22 protein-coding genes are annotated in these 20800 nt (G+C 66.7%); 8 read left to right on the forward strand and 14 right to left on the reverse strand.

Annotated features, from left to right (window positions below):
- The first annotated feature begins 120 nt into the window (after positions 1–120).
- Positions 121–1329 (forward strand): potassium channel family protein, encoded by a 1209-nt coding sequence (locus CHINAEXTREME_RS02380; RefSeq protein WP_007142105.1) that lies wholly within the window; start codon positions 121–123, stop codon positions 1327–1329.
- Positions 1330–1370: 41 nt separating this feature from the next.
- Here CHINAEXTREME_RS02380 and CHINAEXTREME_RS02385 read toward each other — a convergent pair whose 3' ends face one another.
- Complete coding sequence (locus tag CHINAEXTREME_RS02385; RefSeq protein ID WP_007142104.1) at positions 1371–1601, reverse strand: hypothetical protein; 231 nt, start codon at positions 1599–1601, stop codon at positions 1371–1373.
- A gap of 473 nt (positions 1602–2074) precedes the next feature.
- On the opposite strand from CHINAEXTREME_RS02385, the gene CHINAEXTREME_RS02390 reads away from it, so the two are divergent.
- A complete protein-coding gene (locus CHINAEXTREME_RS02390; protein ID WP_007142103.1) occupies positions 2075–2473 on the forward strand; it encodes a carboxymuconolactone decarboxylase family protein in 399 nt (132 codons plus the stop codon).
- A 99-nt stretch (positions 2474–2572) separates the two neighbouring features.
- Here the strand turns inward: CHINAEXTREME_RS02390 and CHINAEXTREME_RS02395 are convergent, their stop codons facing one another.
- The 4 genes from CHINAEXTREME_RS02395 to CHINAEXTREME_RS02410 form a co-directional block, all read right to left on the reverse strand.
- Positions 2573–3163, reverse strand: a complete 591-nt coding sequence (locus CHINAEXTREME_RS02395) for a magnesium transporter (RefSeq protein ID WP_007142102.1) — start codon at positions 3161–3163, stop codon at positions 2573–2575.
- On the reverse strand, positions 3163–3732 hold the full coding sequence (locus CHINAEXTREME_RS02400; RefSeq protein ID WP_007142101.1) for a magnesium transporter: 570 nt from the start codon (positions 3730–3732) through the stop codon (positions 3163–3165). Before CHINAEXTREME_RS02400 ends, CHINAEXTREME_RS02395 begins: the two co-directional genes overlap by 1 nt.
- A gap of 146 nt (positions 3733–3878) precedes the next feature.
- Positions 3879–4304, reverse strand: coding sequence for a fluoride efflux transporter CrcB (gene crcB / locus CHINAEXTREME_RS02405; RefSeq protein ID WP_007142100.1), 426 nt, complete (start codon positions 4302–4304; stop codon positions 3879–3881).
- Positions 4301–4717 (reverse strand): fluoride efflux transporter FluC, encoded by a 417-nt coding sequence (locus CHINAEXTREME_RS02410; protein ID WP_029601456.1) that lies wholly within the window; start codon positions 4715–4717, stop codon positions 4301–4303. Before CHINAEXTREME_RS02410 ends, crcB begins: the two co-directional genes overlap by 4 nt.
- A gap of 166 nt (positions 4718–4883) precedes the next feature.
- Here CHINAEXTREME_RS02410 and CHINAEXTREME_RS02415 point away from each other — a divergent pair, with 166 nt between their 5' ends.
- From CHINAEXTREME_RS02415 to CHINAEXTREME_RS02435, 5 genes are all read left to right on the forward strand, one after another.
- Positions 4884–5849 carry a cation diffusion facilitator family transporter gene (locus tag CHINAEXTREME_RS02415; RefSeq protein WP_007142098.1) on the forward strand — a complete coding sequence of 322 codons (966 nt, stop codon included), beginning with the start codon at positions 4884–4886 and terminating at the stop codon, positions 5847–5849.
- Positions 5850–5899: 50 nt separating this feature from the next.
- The gene (locus CHINAEXTREME_RS02420; protein WP_007142097.1) at positions 5900–6823 is read left to right on the forward strand and encodes an MBL fold metallo-hydrolase; all 924 of its coding nucleotides are present in this window, start codon (positions 5900–5902) and stop codon (positions 6821–6823) included.
- 109 nt (positions 6824–6932) lie between these two features.
- Positions 6933–8876, forward strand: a complete 1944-nt coding sequence (locus tag CHINAEXTREME_RS02425; protein WP_007142096.1) for an AMP-dependent synthetase/ligase — start codon at positions 6933–6935, stop codon at positions 8874–8876.
- Between the two features lie 115 nt (positions 8877–8991).
- Positions 8992–11007: an AMP-dependent synthetase/ligase gene (locus CHINAEXTREME_RS02430; protein WP_007142095.1), complete on the forward strand. Its 2016-nt coding sequence runs from the start codon at positions 8992–8994 to the stop codon at positions 11005–11007.
- Between the two features lie 144 nt (positions 11008–11151).
- A complete protein-coding gene (locus CHINAEXTREME_RS02435; protein ID WP_029601455.1) occupies positions 11152–11952 on the forward strand; it encodes an N-acyl homoserine lactonase family protein in 801 nt (266 codons plus the stop codon).
- An 81-nt stretch (positions 11953–12033) separates the two neighbouring features.
- Here the strand turns inward: CHINAEXTREME_RS02435 and CHINAEXTREME_RS02440 are convergent, their stop codons facing one another.
- The 3 genes from CHINAEXTREME_RS02440 to CHINAEXTREME_RS02450 form a co-directional block, all read right to left on the reverse strand.
- Positions 12034–12546, reverse strand: coding sequence for a quercetin 2,3-dioxygenase (locus CHINAEXTREME_RS02440; protein WP_238593336.1), 513 nt, complete (start codon positions 12544–12546; stop codon positions 12034–12036).
- A 227-nt stretch (positions 12547–12773) separates the two neighbouring features.
- Positions 12774–13376, reverse strand: coding sequence for a magnesium transporter (locus CHINAEXTREME_RS02445; protein WP_007142092.1), 603 nt, complete (start codon positions 13374–13376; stop codon positions 12774–12776).
- Complete coding sequence (locus CHINAEXTREME_RS02450; protein WP_007142091.1) at positions 13373–13945, reverse strand: magnesium transporter; 573 nt, start codon at positions 13943–13945, stop codon at positions 13373–13375. Before CHINAEXTREME_RS02450 ends, CHINAEXTREME_RS02445 begins: the two co-directional genes overlap by 4 nt.
- A gap of 115 nt (positions 13946–14060) precedes the next feature.
- On the opposite strand from CHINAEXTREME_RS02450, the gene CHINAEXTREME_RS02455 reads away from it, so the two are divergent.
- On the forward strand, positions 14061–15251 hold the full coding sequence (locus tag CHINAEXTREME_RS02455; protein WP_007142090.1) for a potassium channel family protein: 1191 nt from the start codon (positions 14061–14063) through the stop codon (positions 15249–15251).
- A 375-nt stretch (positions 15252–15626) separates the two neighbouring features.
- Here CHINAEXTREME_RS02455 and CHINAEXTREME_RS02460 read toward each other — a convergent pair whose 3' ends face one another.
- From CHINAEXTREME_RS02460 to CHINAEXTREME_RS02485, 6 genes are all read right to left on the reverse strand, one after another.
- Complete coding sequence (locus CHINAEXTREME_RS02460) at positions 15627–16391, reverse strand: enoyl-CoA hydratase/isomerase family protein (RefSeq protein ID WP_007142089.1); 765 nt, start codon at positions 16389–16391, stop codon at positions 15627–15629.
- A gap of 9 nt (positions 16392–16400) precedes the next feature.
- A complete protein-coding gene (locus CHINAEXTREME_RS02465; RefSeq protein WP_007142088.1) occupies positions 16401–16859 on the reverse strand; it encodes a MaoC family dehydratase in 459 nt (152 codons plus the stop codon).
- A gap of 132 nt (positions 16860–16991) precedes the next feature.
- Positions 16992–18278 (reverse strand): phenylacetate--CoA ligase PaaK, encoded by a 1287-nt coding sequence (gene paaK / locus CHINAEXTREME_RS02470; RefSeq protein WP_007142087.1) that lies wholly within the window; start codon positions 18276–18278, stop codon positions 16992–16994.
- A gap of 82 nt (positions 18279–18360) precedes the next feature.
- Positions 18361–19506, reverse strand: a complete 1146-nt coding sequence (locus CHINAEXTREME_RS02475) for a thiolase family protein (RefSeq protein WP_076738693.1) — start codon at positions 19504–19506, stop codon at positions 18361–18363.
- Between the two features lie 48 nt (positions 19507–19554).
- Positions 19555–20151, reverse strand: coding sequence for a GNAT family N-acetyltransferase (locus CHINAEXTREME_RS02480; RefSeq protein WP_007142085.1), 597 nt, complete (start codon positions 20149–20151; stop codon positions 19555–19557).
- 99 nt (positions 20152–20250) lie between these two features.
- Positions 20251–20646: a universal stress protein gene (locus tag CHINAEXTREME_RS02485; RefSeq protein ID WP_029601454.1), complete on the reverse strand. Its 396-nt coding sequence runs from the start codon at positions 20644–20646 to the stop codon at positions 20251–20253.
- Positions 20647–20800: the final 154 nt, after the last annotated feature.

A 20800-nucleotide genomic window follows, 5' to 3' on the forward strand; every position in this document is an offset into this window, starting at 1 on the left:
TATCGGAAGATCGCGTGGCGTCGGAACCGCCTGGGGTCGATCGCTGGGGGAAAACCGAGCGACGCCAGCCGGGAACCCGGGGCGGAAAACGTTTTTTGGACCGGCAGGATTGGTTACAGTATGGATCCGCTCGAGGGCGAGACGTCGTCGGCACCGATCGAGTACGAGCCCGTCAACGTCAAGGACGTACTCGTCGAGATGAAGGACACGGCGGAGTTGCTGATCGACCTCGCCTACTCCGCGGTGCTTCACTCGAGCGAGGAGATTGCCCGGGAGGTGCTTCGACTCGAGGAACGGATGGACGTCCTCGAGATGCGCGCGCGGATGGGGCTGATGATGGCCGTCCGCAAGCCGAAAGACGCCGAACAGCTCGCGCCCGTTCTGGGGATCGTCACCGCCGCCGACGACATCAGCGACGCTGCCGGCGACATCGCAAAGGTCGTCCTCGAGGACATCGGCCTGCCGGAGGCGATGCGGACCGCCCTGCCGGAGGCCGTCGAGACGCTGGTCCGCGGAGTGGTAGCCCCCGATTCGGTGTACGCCGACCGCACGCTCCAGGACATCGACCTCGAGTCCGAGACCGGCGTCCGAGTGATCGCGCTCCGACGCGGGGACGAGTGGCTGCTCAACCCCGGTCCGACGACGACGATCAGGGGCGACGACGTCGCACTCCTGCGCGGTCCCGAGATCGCCATCGGCGACGTCTGCGAGACGATGACCGGCACGGGCTACGAGCCGCCGACCGCAGACACCCCCGACGTCGAGGACCTCGAGCGGGCGGTCGACACGATCGTCCACATGAAGAACCTCTCGGAACTGGCCGTCGACCTGGCCTACAGCGCCGTCCTCTTCGACAGCGAGGCCCTGGCCGAGGAGGTTCGGAACCTCGAGGTCGAGGTCGACGCCCTCGAGTCGCGGTTCGAGGCCTGGACGCTCCGGGCGGCCGGGGACGCGCCCGACCCCGTCGCCCTGCGGGGCCTGATCCACCTGGGCAGCGCGACCGAGGTGATCAGCGACGCGGCGATCGACATCAGCGAGGGCGTGCTCCGGGAGATCGACGTCCATCCGGTCGTCCAGTTGGCCGTCGAGGAGAGCGACGAGATCATCACCCGCGTCGAGGTCGAACCGGGCAGCGAACTCGACGGCAAGGAGATCGTCGCCGGCGTCCCGGATACGGAGACGACGATGTCGGTGATCGCCGTCCGGCGGCCCGACGAAGGATGGTTGCTCGTCGGCGACGCGAACGCCGAAATCCGCGGCGGCGACGTGCTCATCTCGAAGGGGACCCGGACGGCGGCCGCGGCGTTCGACGAGATGTCCGAGCCCTGATCGGGAGCGTTCGTCGCGCTCCTGGGCGGTCGATCGCACACTCACTCGAGCGACGCCACCAGTACGCCGACGAGTTCGAGGTACACCGCCGTGCCGACGGCCACGACCGCCAGCGCGAGGACGAGCGACGCGAGCGTTCGAGCCCGTTCGCCGTACTGGAACCGGGGCCGGAGACGAAACCGATCGCGGGCCGAACTCGGACGCGGGAACGCTCGAACCACCTCGAGCAGCGTCAGTGCGACCGAGACGGCGATCGTCATGGTCGCCGTCATCGGTCGATCACCCCCTCTCGATCGGGGGAGGGGAACGTGCGGGACGGTCGGTCGCTGTCGGGGGTTGGTGCGTCGACTGGCATACCGACGACGGCAACAGCCCGCCACTTGAATCTCAGTCAGACAATCGGTCGCTGAGACGGCGTCAGACGCCCAGCAGACGGCGGTCAGACGGCGTTACGGGCGAACGGGATTTGCGGTCTGAATCCCGAAAAGGGGCGGTCCACTTCGGGGTCCGGGACCGTCGCTATCCTCGTGCGCCGCGAGACCACAGGAGGGTGTCGAGCGTGGCCGTCGACCCGTCGGGGGCCGAGATGATATCCGTGGCGGGATTCCAGCGTCTTCAGACGCGGGAAGAGGGCAATGCAGCCCTCGACTCGTCCGCACGGGATGCAGTGACGGCACCGACTGCCGAAACGTCACTCGGTAGCTAGGTACTGCTGGATCGAGTACCGTACCCGCGGGGCAGAACCATGGCATCGGAAGACACACGACAGGAGATCGAGGAAACGCTCGGACAGGTACCGAGTTGGATGGAGACGATCGCTGATCCCGCGATCGAGCACAGTTGGGGACTGTTCCGGGACCTCACGTTCGGCGAGAACGAACTCTCGGCCCGGGAGAAAGGGCTCATCGGCGTTGGCGTTGCGGCCGCGATCGGCTGCCCGTACTGCACCTACTTCCACAAGGAGGAGGCACGGCTGGCGGACGTCGGCGAGGCCGAACTCGAGGAGGCGGTCAACCTTGCGAGTTCGACCAGGTACTTCTCGACGATACTGCACGGCAACGAGATCGATCTCGAGGAGTTCGAATCGGAGACCGACGAGATGGTCGACTACCTCGAGCAGGGGGAGGTGGCGGCGGACGATTGAGATCACGAGTCGCTCGGGGCGATCCGCAGGCGGCGCAGTGGCCTCGAACTCGAACTCGGACTCGGACTCGACTTCGAGACCGCTCGCCTGCCACGGCAGTCAGAACCCCAGCACCAGCCCCGAAACGCCGATGAAGATGAGCATCCCGAAGACGTCGACGACGTTGGTGACGATCGGGATCGTCGTGTCGTCGGGGTCGATCCCGAGCCGATAGGAGCCGTACGTCGCCGCGAAGCTGAAAACGATCGCGATGACGGCGACGGACATCCCGCTGAGCAGCGAGATGGTGAGCAGCGTCGACAGTGGAAGCGGCGACCCGACGAGCACGCCGAGTGCGTACGCGCCGAACGCAAGCGCCGTGAAGATCGTCGCGGCCAGGGCCAGGATCGCACCCACGTTCGACCACAGCACGCGATCGGTCGGATCGAGTTCGGTCGTCCCCAGGTGAAACCGCGTCGAGAGCCGCGAGGAGAGGATCGCGCCGAGGTTGCCACCCATGTCGATCATCGTCGGTACCATCACCGCGAGGATCGCGTACTCCTCGAGCATCTCCTCGGCCCCCTCGAGGGTGATGCCGGCCCAGAGGACGATGATCGACAGCGCCACGAGCAGCGGAAACATGTTGCCGACGATCGAGGTCCAGTTCCAGGAGCCGAGCGACCCCTGCCCGTGCTGGGGCTGGGAGACCATCAGGCGAGCACCTCCACGAAGCCGATCGAGAACAGCATAAACAGCATCCCGAAGATGTCACCGAGCGTCGTGACGATGGGTCCGACGAGGTTGTCCGGGTCGTAGCCGCGGTTGTACCCGGCAAAGATCAGCCCGAGCAGGCCGACGATCATGACGACCGACGTCAGGGTGCCCGCGACGAGCATGATCCCGACCAGTTCGGACAGCGCGGCGACCTCCCATCCCAGTACCAGGAGTGCAGCCCAGGTGATGACGCCGATGACGATCGAGATCCCGATCCCGTTGACGAGCGAGGCGAGCACGGCGTTGACGAGCCGATCGTTCCGTTCGAACTGCGGGTCTAGCAGCCCCTGGTGGAGGCCGCTCGAGATGCGCCCGCCGAGCGCCCCGTAGACGTTCCCCCGCGTCGCGAGAAAGACCGGCACCATCACGAGCAACCCCGGAAACCGCTCGACGCTCTCGAGGATGTCCTCGAGCACGAGTCCGGCGAACAGGCCCCCGCCGAGCGCGACCAGCAGGATCGGGAGCGCCTCGCGATAGATCGACCAGAAGTCGCCCCGAACGCTCATATCAGTGCATCACTCAGTTACCTGTTAAACGTATCGGGGTCGCGACCGGTTTCCGCGGTCCGTCGCGGTCGGTGACGGCTGCGGGACCGCTGCCGCACAGGAGTGGTGTATGCCCACACACCTCACGAATCGGACCAGTTACGCCGTCAGGCCGGCGCTCCGGAGACGACCCCCCACGCGAGACCGATCGCCGCGAGCGAGAGCAGGAGGTTCCCCGCCGCGTTGGCGACCGCCCGCAGCCGATCCCCGCGCTCGTACAGTTGCACGGTTTCGACCGAAAACGAGGAGAACGTCGTGAACGAGCCGCAGACGCCGATTCCCACCAACTGGGCCGTCGACTCGCCGACGCCGGCGAAGACCACGAACCCGAGGACGAAACTGCCGATCGCGTTCACCGCGAGCGTCGGCCAGGGAAACCGTTCGCTCGAGAACTGCAGGTAGACCCAGTGACGGAGGACGGCGCCGATTGCGCCGCCCGTACCGACCAGGTGGGCGGGCTGGGGGTCGAACGCGAACGAGACAGTTGGGGGTGCCGTCAGAACGTCTGCGAGCGCCTCGAGCGGGAGCGTCACGCCGTCTCACCCCCTCCGACGGCCGATCCCGTCCCGTTGGCGACCCGACGCGCGAGCGAACGACCGGCCACGACGCCCGCGAATCCGAGCCCGTAGTTCCCGGCGACGATCCCCACGACGAGCAGCGGATCGCCGGCGAGCGCGGTCTGGACCGCGAACGTCGAGTAGGTCGTCAGCGAGGAGAGAAATCCCGTCGTGAAGACGACCCGCGACCGTCGGCCGACCAGGCCAGCGTACTCCGCCTCGTAGACGAGAAAGGCGAGCGCGGCGCTGCCGACGGCGTTGACCAGCAGGATCCCCGGCACGTCCGCGAGCAGGTCCGTCGCTAAAAACCGGAGGTTCGAACCGGCGAACCCGCCGATGGCGACGAGTGCCAACGTCTCGAGTCGAACGAGGGAGTGGTCGGCTGTCATCGTCACTGTTCGGACCGAGTCGTCGGCTGCTCGCATCTTCTCGAGTCGTCCATTCGTTACGGCGCGCTTCTCACAGAAACCGCATGAGCGTTGCGAAACCGTCGGTCCGTCACGTCCGCGCTCGAGAAGGAAAAGGCTCAAGTTTAGACTGGGTCTAAACCGAGACATGACCGACGAGGACGGGCGACGTGCGTTCGCGAAGGCATCGTGGGTCAACGTCCTCGGGAATACGGTAAAGATCCTCGCCGAGGGCGCTGCGGGGATCGCTTTCGGCAGCGTCGCCCTGGTCGCGGACGCGGCCCACTCGGTCGCGGACCTCGTCTCGAGCGTCGTCGTCCTCGTCTGGGGGCGCAGCGCATTCGACGAACCGGACGACACCCATCCTCACGGCCACGCCCGGATCGAACCGCTGACGGCGCTGTTCGTGGGTGCGGTCCTCGCCCTGCTCGGGCTGTCGCTGCTGTACGACTCCCTGCAGGGACTCCTCGTCCCGGACCCGCCGGACCCCAGTCCGATCCTGCTGGGCGTGCTCGCGTTCGCGATCGTCGACATGTACCTCGTCTACCGCTACACCGAACGCGTCAACGCCGCCCTCGGCTCGGCCGCGCTCGAGGCGCTGGCGATCGACTGCCTGAACGACATCTACACCACGTTCGCCGCGCTCGTCGGGATCGTCGGCGTGTTGCTCGGCCAGTCCCTGCTCGACCCGATCGCCGGTGGACTGGTCAGCCTGCTGGTCGTCTACCAGGGCGTCGAGATCGCCCGCGAGAACGTCGACTACCTCGTCGGGGCCGCACCGGGTTCGGAGAAACGGGCCGCGATCACCCGGGCGCTGCGGGACCACCCCGACGTGGAGGGCGTCCACGACCTGACGGTCTTCTACGATGGGACCCTTCTCGAGGTCGAGGTCCACGTCGAGGTCGACGGCGACATGCCGTTCCGGCAGGCCCACGACATCGAGTCGGAACTCGTCGAGCGCCTGCGGGGCCTCGAGGACGTCGGCGACGCTCACGTCCATCTCGATCCCTCCGGCATCGGGGAGTGGAAGGATCGGCCGGAGGGTCGCTGGCGGGACGAGCGCCGATCGGGCGAGCAGTCGGCGAACGGCCGCGGCGAGGCTGGTTCCCGGTAACGCGGACCGAGACGTGTAGTTTTACCTCGGGGCCGCTCGATTCGGGAGACATGGAACGCGGCGAACTCACCGAAGTGACGACCGGCGACTGTTCGGACCTCTACTACCTCGACACCGGCATGTACGATACGGACGGCTACGGGGCCGCCTACGTGCTCGACGCGGAGCAGCCCGCCGTCGTCGAGACCGGCATCGGGACCAACCACGAGCGGATCCTCGCGGCGCTTGCGGAACTCGACATCGCCCGCGAGGAACTGGCGGTCATCGCCGTGACCCACATCCACCTCGACCACGCCGGCGGCGCGGGCTTTCTCGCCGAGGCGTGTCCGAACGCCGACGTCTGCGTCCACGCCGCGGGCGCGAGCCTGCTCGCCGATCCGGGACGGCTGGTCGCGGGGACGAAAGCCGCCGTCGGCGACCAGTGGGAGTTCTACACGGAACCGAAGCCGATTCCCGAGGACCGGATCCGCGAGATCGAGGGCGGCGACGTCGTCGATCTCGGCGACCACGAACTGCGCGTCCACGAGGCGCCCGGCCACGCCTTCCACCAGGTCGTCTTCGAGGATCCCGAGAACGACGCCGTCTTCACCGGCGACGCCGCCGGCATCTGGATCCCCGGAACGGAGGAGATCGTCGAGACCTCGCCGCCGTCGGACTTCGACCTCGAGCAGTGTCTCGAGGACCTCGAGACGATCGGCGAGATCGATCCCGGCGTCTTACTGTACACCCACTTCGGGCCGCGGAAGGTCGGCGACGACCTCGAGGACGCCCTGGCGGAGTACGGTGACGTCCTCTCGACGTGGGTCGAGGCCGTCGAGTCGAAGCGACGGGAACTCGAGGACGACGAGGCAGTCGTCGACCACTTCGCGGAGACGGTCGGCAGCGAGCGGGCCGACACCTGGGGCGAGCGCAAGGCCAGCGCGGAAGCCGCGATGAACGTCCGGGGCGTACTCGGCTACCTCGACGGGGAGTAAGCCGGTACGAGCGCGTCGGTATTCGGCGCCCGGCGCGTCGAATAAACGTAGCGACAGGTGAAACAAGTTTCATCACGTTTTATCGCTTGGGAGGTTCCCTCACACACGTATGGACTGGCGGGACGCCGAACGCGAGTACGACGACGAGGTAATCGGGGAGTCGACGCTCGGACGAATGTTCGAGGAGTCGGCGGAACGGAACGCCAATCGGCCGGCCCAGAAGTACAAAGGTGGGATCTACGACCGGTCGCTGACTGATTCGGTGGTGTCTGCGGCCCGACCCGGCGAGTTCCGGACGCTCTCCTACGCCGAGATGCGGGACATCGTCCGCAACCTCGCCGCCGGCTTCCGCGAACTCGGGATCGAGACGGGTGACCGCGTCGGGATCTTCTCGAACACCCGCATGGAGTGGGCCCAAACCGACTTCGCCCTGCTGTCGGCCGGCGCGGTCGTCACGACCGTCTACAAGAGCTCCTCGCCGGACCAGGTTCGCTACCTGCTCGACGACCCCGACGCCGACGGCGTCGTCGTCGAGAACGGCGACGCCCTCGAGCGAGTGCTCGAGGTCGAGGACGATCTCGATCTCGAGTTCATCGTCTCGATCGACGAGCTCTCGGCCCACGACGACCGCGAGGATATCTACACCCTCGCGGACGTCTACGAACTGGGCGCGGAAGCGTTCGACGAGGAGACGTATCAGGGGTGGATCGACGAACCCGACACGGACGACCTGGCGAGTCTGATCTACACGAGCGGGACGACCGGCCAGCCCAAGGGAGTGAAACTGACCCACTGGAACTTCCGGGCGAACGTCAACCAACTCAGAAAGCGGATGGCTCCGCGGCCGGACAGGCCCGACGACCTGCCGTCGATCGACGAGAGCGCACAGACCGTCTCGTATCTGCCGCTTGCCCACGTCTTCGAGCGGACCGCGGGCCACTTCCTGATCTTCGCCAGCGGCGGCTGTGTGGCCTACGCCGAGGATCCCGACACGCTCCAGGAGGACTTCAGTGCCGTCGGGCCGAACGTGGCCACGAGCGTCCCGCGAGTCTACGAGAAGATCTACGACGCCATCCGGGAGCAGGCGAGTGAATCCCCGGTCAAGAAGCGTATCTTCGAGTGGGCGACCGACGTCGGCGTCGACTATCAGGAAACCGACGATCCGGGTCCGGTGCTGTCGGCGAAACAGGCCCTCGCCGACAGGCTCGTCTTCTCGACCGTTCGAGAGGCGCTGGGCGGCGAGATCGAGATGCTGATCAGCGGCGGCGGAAGCCTCTCGCCGGAGCTGTGTACGCTGTATCACGCGATGGGCCTGCCGATCTACGAGGGGTACGGCCTGACCGAAACCGCGCCGGTCCTGGCGGTCAATCCGCCCGAGGAGCCCAAGATCGGGACAATCGGCCCGGCGCTGCCGGACGTGGAGTTACGAGTCGACGAATCCGTCGCCAACCAGGACGCCTTCGACGACCCTGGCGAGGTCGGCGAACTCGTCGTGACGGGGCCGAACGTCACCGACGGCTACTGGGAAAAGCCGAGCGCGACCGACCGGGCGTTCACCGAGGACGGCTGGTTCCGCACCGGTGACATCGTCCACCTGCGGCCCGACGGCTACATCGAGTTCCGCGACCGGGTCAAACAGATCCTCGTGCTCTCGACGGGGAAGAACGTCGCCCCCGGCCCGATCGAGGACGCCTTCGCCGCCAGCGAGGTCGTCGAACAGGCGATGGTCGTCGGCGACAACGAGAAGTTCGTCGGCGCGTTGCTCGTCCCGAACACGGACCACATCCGCGAGTGGGCCGACGAAGAAGGGATCGACCTCCCCGACGACCCTGAAGCCATGTGCGACGACGAGCGTGTCCGGGAGTACGTCGGGGAGGAAGTCGACCGGGTCAACGAGGACTTCGAGTCCTACGAGCAGATCAAGCAGTTCGAACTCGTTCCCATCGAGTTTACCGAGGACAACGACATGATGACCCCCACGATGAAGAAGAAGCGACGGGTCATCCTCGAGGAGTTCGAGGACCGGGTCGGGCAGATTTACGACGAAAACTGATCTCCCGTACAACGGCATCATCGGTCACGCTATTTCGAGGATGATTTATTTTGTTCAATTAACCCTGTACTATACCCATCTTTCATGTAGGTACGGATTCATGGTACGGTAAATCATGGACTGGCAAACCGCAGAACGGGAGTTCGAGAGCGAGGTGCTGGGGACCGAGACCCTCGGCCGGATGTTCGAGAAGTCGGTCGAGCGAAACGCCAACTCGCTCGCCCAGCAGTATCGCGGTGGGATCTACGACCGGAGCATGGCCGGAACGGCGTTCCCGCCCGCACCACAGGGGGAGTACGCCGGCCTGTCGTACGCGGAGATGCGCGACATCGTCCGCATCCTCGCGACCGGCTTCCGAGAACTCGGCGTTGAGCAAGGGGATCGCGTCGGCGTCTTCGCCCAGACGCGGATGGAGTGGGCCCAGACCGACTTCGCCCTGCTGTCGGCCGGCGCGGTCGTCACGACCGTCTACAAGAGCTCCTCGCCGGAAAAGGTCCGCTACCTGCTCGACGATCCCGACGCCGACGGCGTCGTCGTCGAGAACGAGGAACTGCTCGAGCGAGTGCTCGAGGTCGAAGACGATCTGGACCTCGAGTTTCTCGTCTCGATGGACGAACTCTCGAGAGACGACCGCGACGACGTCTACACCCTCGCGGACGTCTACGATCTGGGCGAGGAAGCCTTCGACGAGGAGGCCTACCAGGAGTGGGTCGACGAACCCGACGTGGACGATCTGGCGAGCATCATCTACACGAGCGGAACGACCGGCCAGCCCAAGGGCGTGAAACTGACCCACCGGAACTTCCGGGCGAACGTCAACCAGGTCTATCGTCGCGTCGGACCACGGCCGGACAAGGGCGAGGACACGCCGACGATCGACGACGACAGCAAGATGGTCTCGTACCTGCCGCTCGCACACGTCTTCGAACGGACGGCCGGCCACTTCCTGCCGTTCGCCGCCGGCGCGACCGTCGCGTACGCCGAAAGCTCCGAGACGCTCCAGGAGGACTTCGGGGCCGTCCAGCCGACCGGCGCGACGAGCGTCCCGCGAGTCTACGAGAAGATCTACGACGCCATCCGCGAGCAGGCCACCGAGTCGCCGATCAAAGAGCGGATCTTCAACTGGGCGACCGACGTCGGCAAGGAGTACCAGCGTACGGACGATCCGGGACCGATCCTCGAGGCGAAGCTCTCGATCGCGGACAAACTGGTCTTCAGCCAGGTCAAGGAGGCGCTGGGCGGGAACATCGAGATGCTCGTCAGCGGGGGCGGCACCCTCTCGCCCGATCTCTGTACGCTGTACCACGGGATGGGGCTGCCCATTTTCGAGGGATACGGGCTGACCGAGACCGCACCCGTCGTCACCACGAACCCGCCCGAGGAGCCCAAGATCGGTACCGTCGGGCCGGCGGTCCCGGGCTGTGAGGTGAAAGTGGACGACACCGTCGTCCCCGACGGGGAAGCCGCCGACACCCCGGGCGAAACCGGCGAGCTCCTCGTGAAGGGGCCGAACGTCGCCGAGGGTTACTGGGAGAAACCCGAAGCGACCGATCGGGCGTTCACCGAAGACGTCCCCGCGAGCACAGCGAGCGGGGAGTCGGAAGACTCGTCTTCCGGAAGATGGTTCCGGACCGGCGACATCGTCACGATCCGACCCGACGGCTACGTCGTCTTCCACGAGCGCGCGAAGCAACTCCTGGTCCTCTCGACCGGGAAGAACGTCGCTCCGGCTCCGATCGAGGACGCGTTCGCGGCGCGGGAACCCGTCGAGCAGTGCATGGTCGTCGGCGACGGCGAGAAGTTCGTCGGCGCGCTCATCGTCCCCAACGTCGACGCGCTCCGCCGGCTCGCCGAGAACGAGGGCGTCGATCTGCCCGACAGCGCCGAGGAAATCGCCGACCACGAGTGGGTCCGGGAGCGCATCGACGAGGAAGTCGAGGCGGTCAACGAACGGTTCGAAGCCCACGAGACGATCAAGGAGTACCGGATCGTTCCGATCGAGTTCACCGAGGACAACGACCTGCTGACCCCGACGATGAAGAAGAAGCGCCGGGCGATCCTCGAGGAGTTCGAGGACGAGGTCGACTCGATCTACGCGGAAGACGAAACCGAGCAGCGACAGGCCGCCTGATGGGACGACGACGGGGTCGAGGGAGGAACGACGGTGACGGCGACAGCGATAGCGATAGCGATAGCGATACCGATACCGATACCGGCGATGACGAACCCCTCGGTTAGGCGAACCTTCTATCGGAGATCGGCCCCGAATAGACGTATGACAGTTCGTCGTCTTTACCGGCTCAACACCGCCGAATGGACCTTCGATCACAGCATGGCCGTACAACTCGAGGACCCCGGCGAACCCTACACCGGCTGGTGTCCGTGTTACCTCCTCGAGCACCCCGAGGGGCTGGTGCTTTTCGACACCGGGATTAGCCGCGAGATGGCGGCGGATCCCGAGGGGTACGGGCCGAACGGGGCGGCCCACATGACGGCGTTCCTCGAGACGCTCGACCTCTCGGTCGGGCAGTCGCCGACCGACCACCTCGCCGCGCTGGGGTACGAACCCGAGGACGTCGACTACGTCGTGCTCTCGCATCTCCACGTCGATCACGCGGGCAACGTCGACGCGTTCCCGGAGGCCGAAATCGTCGTCCAGAAGTCGGAACTGCGGTACGCGTTCTGGCCCGACGGCGTCCAGCGGCTGTTCTACCTCGAGGGTGACTTCTCCCCATTGCGGGACGAATCAGTCGACGTGACCGCCGTCACGGGCGAATACGACCTCTTCGGCGACGGCAGCGTCGTGGCGTTCCCGACGCCGGGACACACGCCCGGTCACCAGTCGCTTGCGGTCGAACTCGAGTCCAGTGCTGTCGTCCTCGCCGCCGACGTCGCCAACAGCCGCGGGGGATACGAGCGCGAGCGCGTCCCGTCGTTTTCCTGGTCGCTCGAGGACTCCCTCGAGTCGATCCAGCGGGTGCGGGATCGGGCGCGAGCGACGAACGCGACGGTGATCGTCCATCACGACCCGGAGGAACAGAAGAAACTGCCGGATCCGCCGGCCGCGCTCGAGTAGTCGTCGGCGCACCCGAAGCCGCCACGTCGCGGCCGAGAGAACCTGGCAGCCTCCGAGAGGACCGGCCGCCAAGTGCGACGGTCAGTCGTCGAACGGCGGCGGGCCGAGCAGGTCGAGTTCGTACGTCTCGAGCACCCCCTCGAGGCGCTCGAGTTGTGCCTCCGTGGGACGGGGGTCGGGAAGCGTCAGGTCGTGTGCGGGGTCGCCCACGGCCTCGAAAAACGATTCGCCGCCGGCGTTGCGAACGATGAGGTATCGGCTTCCGTCCTCGTCGACGCGGAACGCGTGGGGCACACCCCGCGGCCCGAAGGCAACGTCGCCGGAGCCGACGGTGACGGTCTCTCCGTCGACGTGGACCGAGATCCGTCCGTCGATCACGAACCAGAGTTCGTCCTCCGCGTGGTGGACGTGCAGCGGCGTCGCCATCCCCGCGTCGGCGCGTTGCTCGATGAGCCCGTAGGCACCGCCGGTTTCCTCCCCTGTCGCCTTGATGAAGGTGAGCCCGCCGAACATGTTGAACCGGTCGCCCTCGTCTCGTCCTCGAACGAACGGCGAGGCCGGGCGCTCTTTGCGTACTGAATCTGTTCGAGTCATCGGGTATGATAGGCATGAACAAACAATAAAAATTTCCTATATCTATTCTGTTTGTCCTGATCAGAATACGGTTCGAAAGGCACTCTAATGGTGTTTTTATCGCCTCTCACCCATTCAAACTAACCAGATATATCTTACAACTACTAAACCATCGGGCGATCACGCCTCCCATCGAACGCGACCCCGCGTTCGGCGGTAGTCGGATCGATCGAAGGAGCCGGACCGCCTCAGATGACGACCCAGACGACACTGAAGAGAATCAACACGCCCGTGATGTCACAGATGTTGGTGACGACCGGGATCGTCGTATCGTCTGGATCGAACCCCAGCCGGTAGGACGCATAGACGGAGACCGTGCTGACGACGACTACCCAGACAGCCAGTAGCAACCCGCTAACGATCGTGATCACCAGTAGCGTCCCGAGCCCGAGCGAACCCCCGAGCGCGCGCCCGATGGCCCACGAGGCGATGCCGAGCAGGACGAATACCGTCGCCGCGAGGCCGATGACGGCGCCGACGTTCGCCCGAATATCGGGGTTGTCCGGCGAGAACTCGAGCGTGCCGAGGTGCAACTGGGTCGAGAGCCGCGCGCACATGATCGACCCCAGGTTGCCGGCAGTCCCGATCATCACGGGGACGAGGACGAGCAAGGATGGGTTCTCGAGCAGTTGGTCCTCGAAGGTCTCGAGGACGGTCCCCGAAACCATCTGCAGCACCGACAGGGCGATCAACAGCGGGACGAGCGTCGAGACGATGTTCCGGACGGTCCAGCTACCGACGAGGTCGTCCTCGAGGTCCTCGCCGGCCAGGACGTCGCTGCCGGCGCTCACAGCACCACCCCGGCGGTGGCGATGCCGACGAGCAGGAAGGCGACGCCGAAGACGTCGCCGACGGTCGTCACGACCGGCCCGATGACGTTGTCGGGGTCGAGCCCCCGTCGATACCCCTTGAAGATCACGGTAAGTAACACGCCGAGCATCGCGAACGCGCTCAACAGGGCTGCGACGACTAGCACGATTACCAGCTCGATGAGGCTCCCTGCCCGGCCCAGAACGAGCAGGACCCCCCAGGCGAGGACGGCGATGAACACGGAGACGATCATCCCGTTGAGGAAAGACGCGACGATCGCGTTCTTGAGTCGGCCGTTCCACTCGAAGTGAGGGTCGATCAGCCCCTGGTGGAGTCCGCTCGAGAGGCGCGCGCCGAGCGAGCCGTAGACGCCGCCGCGGGTCGCGAGAAAGGCCGGGAGCAACAGCAGGATTCCGGGAACGCTCTCGATACCCTGGCGCATCGTTTCGGTACCGAGCAACGTGCCGGCGAACAGCCCAGCGACGAGGCTGACGAGGATCACCGGCAGCGCCTGCCGATAGACATCGAGGGCGGAGTCGTGACCGAACATCTGTCCAAAGGTATGCGGCCGCCGCATTAAGGGTTGGTTTCACCGCACGGTATCGGGGGTCGCGAAGTCGATCCCGACCCAATCTTGATTACCAGTCGCCGTCACGGGACGGGTAATGCGCGACATCTCCTACGAGCCCCGGAACGTCCGGGAGACGCTCGTCGAACTCAAGGACTCCTCGGAACTGGCGGTCGACCTCGCGTACTCCGCTCTGCGCTACGACGACCTCGCGTTGGCCGACGAGGTCCTCGAACTCGAGTCACGCGTCGACTACCTGCAGTACCACGTCCGGATCGCGCTAATGTTGGCGGCGAAACGCGCCGACGAGGCCGAGCGGCTGGTCGGCCTCCACCAGATCGCCTCGAGCGCGGTCCGGATCACCGAGGCCGCAGCCGACGTCGCCCGACTGGTTCTCGAGGACGGTGGCGTCCCCGAGGCGTTCGACCAGGCCTTTCCCGAGGCCGACGAACGGCTCGTGCGGGCGACCGTCGATCCCGGGTCGGACCTCGCCGGAAGTCACCTCCGGGAGTCCCGACTCGACCTCGAGACCGGCGTCAGGCTGATCGCGATCAGGCGCGAGGAGGAGTGGGCGTTCTCCCCGGAGGGGGACGACCGCCTCGAGGCCGGCGACGTGATCGTCGGTCGCGGACCGCAGGCGGGGATCGAAGCCGTCTACCGGCGCGCGACCGGCGATGCTTTCCCGTCGCCAGTGACCCCTGCGGAGTCGAGCGACGCCCTCGAGCGTGCGGCCGAGACGGTCGTGGAACTCAAGGACGCGGCCGAACTCGCGGTCGGACTGAGCTACGGCGCGGCCCGGTTCGACGACGAGGAACTCGCCCGCGAGGTGTTCTCCGTCGAGGATCGGTCCGACGAGTGGCGCAACGACCTCGAGGCGTGGGTCGTCGACATCGAGGGCTGGGACGCCGACGAACTCCGGGGGCTGCTCCGACTGGCGACGGCCTCCGAGGAGATCTGTGACGCGGCGGTCGATATCGCCGAACTCGTGGTACGAAACGTGGAACTCCCCCCGGTGTTCGGCGAGGCGCTGTCGGACAGCGAGGAGGGGATCGGGGCCGTCCACGTCGGCCCGGACGGCGACGTCGCCGGACAGACCGTCGGGGACCTGGAGGGCGAACTCGAGACCGGCGTCGTCGTGCTCGCGATCCGCCGGACTGACGGCGACTGGACGTTCGATCCGGCCGGTGACGTCGCCTGTTCGGGCGGTGACACGCTCCTCGTTCGCGGACCGCCGCTCGGGATCGACCGGCTCCGCTCGATCGCGGGGTCCGCCGACGGCCTCGAGTGAGGGGACCGGCCTCGAGCGCGAGACCGCCCGTGGGTCGAGTGGGGTCGTCGCTCGAGGTCGCAGGGACGAAGGAGTGTCCGAAGTCACACTCATACGATACTTTTGGAAACCTACCCCGACACATATCATTCGACTCGAGTCGATCGTCCGGATCGCTCGCCGAGCGGCCGACGGAGAACATCGTCCGTGACCGAGGAGATCGCTTCCGGCGCTATTTCGGCCACACCGTCCCGTATTCCGGTCTCGAACTGGTCCCGTCTCGAGGCCGCCCAGGTCAGTTCGGCTGAACTGGATCCATTTCGTCGACGAAAACCAATCTCCTTAGTATTATCTAGATCCGATATTTGTTCCGGGAAGGCGGGGCCAGCCGACCGCTCACTCGAAGTCCGGTCGGCGATCGTTCAGGAAGGCGTCGACGCCCTCGCGGTGGGCCTCGGTATCGTAGGCCAGCGACTGGACCGACGCCTCGCGCTCGAGGCCGTCCCGCCAGGGTCGCCCCAGGTTGTCGTGGATGGCCCGCTTCGCCAGGCCGACGTTCTCCGTCGGCCGCTCGGCGAGCGTCTCGAGCAGGTCGTCGATACGGTCCTCGAGTTCGTCGTCCGGGACCGTCTCGTTGACGAGGTCGAGGTCGTCGGCCTCCGCGGCGTCGAGCAGTCGCCCGGTAAAGGCGAGTTCCTTCGCGGTCCGCAGGCCGACGAGTCGGGGCAGTGTGACGGTGCCGCCGGCGTCGGGGACGAGCCCTACGTTGATGAACGAGGCCCCGAACCTGGCCGACTCGGCCGCGTACGCGAAGTCGGCGGCGGCGACCAGCGAGAGCCCCGCGCCGACGGCGTCGCCGTCCACCGCCGCCACGATCGGCACGGGCGCGGTCAGCATCCGCTCGGCGACCCGACCGAGGGTCGCCCGGACGCGCTCGTAGGCTTCGGCGGTCGTCTCCTCGCGTTCGGCCATCGCCTCGATGTCGCCGCCGGCGCTGAACGCCTCGCCCTCGCCGGCGAGGACGACCGCGTCCAGCGTTCCGGGGTCGAGGGCCTCGAGTTCGCCGGCGAGGTCGCGGGCGACCTCGGCGGTGACGGCGTTGTGGACGTCCGGACGGTCGAACGTGAGATAGCGGACCGAGTCGTCGGTGCGTACGTGCATGGGCGGCCGTCACTCCTTGCGCTTGATCAGGAACTTCATGTCGCCCTGGAAGACGACGGTGTCGTCCTGGTTGGTCATCTCCGTATCGAGGACGACGATCCCCGCGTCCTCGTGGTCGACGTCTTTCTTGTCGGTGACCTCCATCTCGAGCGAGAGGGTGTCGCCGATGTAGACGGGGTTGGGGAGGTCCATGTAGTTCATCCCGAGGAAGGCGTAGGCGGTGCGCTCGACGATGCCGGTGCGGTAGACGAACCCGGTCGCGTGGACGAACGTCATCGGGCCGTGGGCGATCCGGCCGTCGAACGGGCCGTCCTCCGCGTACTCCTTGTTCGTGTGCAGTTCCGTCCAGTCGCCCGACAGCGCCGAGTGGACGACGAAGTCCGCCTCGGTGACGGTGCGACCGACGCTCTGGAACTCCTGTCCGACCTCGAACTCCTCGAAGTGATGCGGCTCGTAGCTATATGCCATACGTGGACATCCCAACCGCGGCACAAATAAGTTACCTCGCTTACGGGAAACGGCAACGGGACCGAACGTTGATGGGAGCTACCGCTCGAGACGGCGCATCGACCGGGCTCGGCTCCGTGTATCGGCGTTCGATCAGCGGTGATCGTAGACTCGCTTGACCTTCCCCACCTCCGTCCGTTCGATCCCGCCGGGATCGGTGAGATGCAGTTCGTCCGGGGTGAACGAGAGGACGTTCTCCAGCCTGGTGAGCACCCGATCGCGGAGCGTCTCGACGTCCCCCTCGAAGCCCTCGGCGCGTTCGAGCGTCAACTCGAGGCGGTCGAGGTTGTCCTCGCGGTGGAGATCGATCCGATAATGAGGAGCGATCCCGTCGAACTCGAGGACGACGTCCTCGATCTCGCTGGGGTAGAGGTTGACCCCGCGGACGATGATGAGGTCGTCGGCCCGCCCCGTGACGTTGTCCATCCGGACCATCGTCCGGCCGCACTCGCACTCCTCGTAGGTGAGCGTCGTGAGGTCCCCCGTCCGGTAGCGGATCGCCGGCAGGGCTTCCTTCGTCAGCGTCGTCAACACGAGTTCGCCCTCCTCGCCTTCCGGCAGGACCTCGCCAGTCTGTGGGTCGATCACCTCCGGATAGAAGTGATCCTCCCAGATGTGCAGCCCGTCCTGGGCCTCGTGACACTCGTTGGAGACCCCGGGGCCGATGATCTCCGAGAGCCCGTAGATGTCGATGCCAGTGACGTCCAGGCGTTCCTCGATCTCCTCGCGCATCGGGTCCGTACAGGGCTCCGCGCCGAAGATCACCGTCGACACCGGCAGTTCCGAGACGTCGACGCCCATCTCTTCGGCGGTCTCCGCGAGATACAGCGAGTACGATGGCGTGCAGGTGAGCACGTCGCTCTCTAGGTCCTCGAGCAGTTCGACCTGGCGCTGGGTCTGTCCGCCCCCGATCGGGATGACCGTCGCGCCGAGTTCCTCGACCCCGTAGTGGAGCCCGAGCCCGCCCGTAAAGAGGCCGTAGCCGTAGCCGTTCTGGACGGTGTCGCCCGGCTCGACGCCGGAGGCCTCGAGACAGCGGGCGACGACCTCGCTCCAGACCTCGAGGTCGTGCTCGGTGTAGGAGACGATCTTGGGCTTCCCCGTCGTGCCGGAGGAGGCGTGGATGCGCCGGATCTCGTCGTCGTCGACGGCGAAGAGGCCGTCGGGGTACTCGTCACGGAAGTCCTCTTTCGTGGTGAAGGGGAGCTTCTCGATGTCTTCGATCCCCTCGACGTCGTCCGGTTCGATCCCGGCCTCGTCGAACGCCTCCCGGTAGAACTCGACGTTCTCGTAGGCCCGTTCGACCGTCTCCCGGAGTCGTTGGCTCTGTCGTTCCCGAATCTCTTCCCGGGGTGCCGTCTCTAGCTGCTTGTAACTCATCCTCACTCGACACTCCTCCGTCCCACATCAAAAATCATGTGGTGTGTGGACATTCTTCTGATCGGCGCGGCGCTCCGCCGACCTATAGGGCGTCCGGCCGCTCGAGCACCGTCGCGACCCCCTGTCCGAACCCGACGCACATCGTCGCGAGGCCGTACCGGCCGTCCCGGCGCTCGAGTTCGTGACAGAGCGTCGTCGCGATGCGCGCGCCGGAACAGCCCAGGGGGTGACCCAGCGCGATCGCTCCGCCGTTGACGTTCAGTCGGTCGTCGGGGAGCCCGAGTTCCCGCTTGCAGTACAGCGCCTGGGCGGCGAAGGCCTCGTTGAGTTCTACGAGGCCCAGGTCCGACACCGAGAGGTCGGCGGCCACGAGCGCGTCGCGGGTCGCCGGCACCGGTCCGATCCCCATCTCCCGGGGATCGACGCCGGCCACGGCCCGTGAACGCACCCGGGCCAGCGGCTCGAGGCCGCGTTCCGCGGCGAACTCGGCGCTCGTCACGAGCAACCCGGCGGCGCCGTCGGTCAGCGGCGAGGCGTTGCCGGGCGTGACGGTCGCCGCCTCGTCGTCGGCGAAGACCGTCGGCAACTCGCCGAGCGTCTCGAGGTCGGTGTCGGGTCGCGGCCCCTCGTCCCGCTCTATGCGGCCCTCGTCGGTCTCGACCGGGACGACCTCGTCGTCGAACCGGCCCGACTCCCAGGCGTCGACGGCACGCTCGTGCGAGCGGAGGGCGAACCGGTCCTGTTCCTCCCGACCGACGCCGTACTCCCGGGCGACCCGCTCGGCGGTCGCCCCCATCGGCAGCGCGTCGGGATCGTACCGCTCCTCGATGGCGGGGTGGAGCCAGTCGGAGAAGGGGACGCGACTCATGTGTTCGACCCCCGCGACGGGGACGACCGCGGCGTCGCCGGCCTCGATCGCCCGCGCGGCGTCGACCAGCGCCGTCAGCGAGGAGCCACAGAGCCGGGAAAGCGTCGCGCCCGGGACGGACTCCGGGAACCCGCCGGCAAGCAGCGACTGGCGGGGGGGGGTGCGCCCCTGCTCTTCCTCCTGGTTCGCACAGCCGAGCCGGAAGTCGTCCCACGCCTCCGCCGGAACCGCCGTTCGGTCGACCAGCGCCTCGAGGACGGCGACGACGAGGTCCTCGGGGTAGGCGTCGGCGAGTCCGCCGTCTTTCCGTGCCTGTGGCGTCCGGACCGCGTCGACGATAACGGCCGCTGATTCGGTCATCGTCCGTCCAGTCGATCGATTTCGGGTTAAAAGTTCGGTCGCTCCCGACTACGCGTTCGCCGGCCGCTCGGCCGGCGGCAACTGCACCGTCTCGACGATCGGCTCGTCGAACGACAGGCGCATCCGGAGGTCGTTGCCGCTGCGGTCGACCGTCTCGAACCCCATCCGGCGGTAGACGTGGATCGCCCGCTCGTTGTCGCCGTCGACATCGAGGACCAGCGCCTCGTGACCGTTGTCGGCCGCGCGGGCGATCACGTGCCGACAGAGTTCGCTCCCGATCCCGCGTTCGTGGTAGTCCGGGTCGACGAACACGACGAACTGGGGCTCGAGGCTCGAGCAGGGGGAGTAGGCCGCGTGGCCGACGATCTCGCCCTCGTGGGCGGCGACGACGTTGTAACCGCGGTCGATCAGTCGCTCGAGCCAGCTCTCGATGTGCTCGCGGGTGACCGGCGGCACCCCCATCGAGCGGTGGACCTCGGGGTAGTCGACGTACATGGAGACGAGACCCTCGAAGCGGTCGCCGTCGTAGGGCTCGATCAGGATCGGCTCCCCGCGTTTGTCGATGAAACGGGGGCAGCGCGGCGGACAGCCCGTCGTCCCCTCGCATTCCGCCGGGTCCCAGGCGGGGCAGGTGTCGGTCGTCATCGTCGCGTGTGACTATGTCCCGCATCCCCATCACTCCCGTCCCGCTCATTCGTGGGTTTTTTAGTTCGAGGGGCGGCGCGATCGGTCCTCGAGGGCGACCTACTCCTCGGGGCTGACCGTCACCACGGGCAGATCCGTTCCGAGGATGACCGACTGAGTGACGCTCCCGAAGATGACCTTGCCGGTCGGCGTCCGTTTGCGGCCCGACAGGCAGATCATGTCCACGTCGAGTTCCTCGGCCGCCGCGATCAGTTCCGGGGCCGGTTCGCCGCTCGCCTCGTAGTACTCGTAATCGATCCCGGCGTCGTCGAACGTCGACGCGACGCGGCGTACCCCCTCGAGTTCGTGGACCGACCGCCCCTCCGGGTTCTCGCCGAAGACGTGGGCGAGGATCGCCGTGATCTCCTCGTCGGCCGCCGGCAGGGACTCGATCGTCGACGCCTGCGCGGCCGCCCGCTCGGGGTCGGCGTCCAGCCCGACCAGTATTCGGTACATGCCTCGACCCTCGTGTCGGAGCGACATAACAGTCGTGCGCCACGTATCCGGGTTTTATCGGTTCGAGCCGTGCTGGACCGGTGCCTTGGTTCGCCCCGCTCGACGGCCACCGACGAGCGACACCCCTCGGCGGTGATTCCGCCCGATTCGGCGC

The sequence above is a fragment of the Halobiforma lacisalsi AJ5 genome (assembly GCF_000226975.2).
GTDB lineage: Archaea > Halobacteriota > Halobacteria > Halobacteriales > Natrialbaceae > Natronobacterium > Natronobacterium lacisalsi.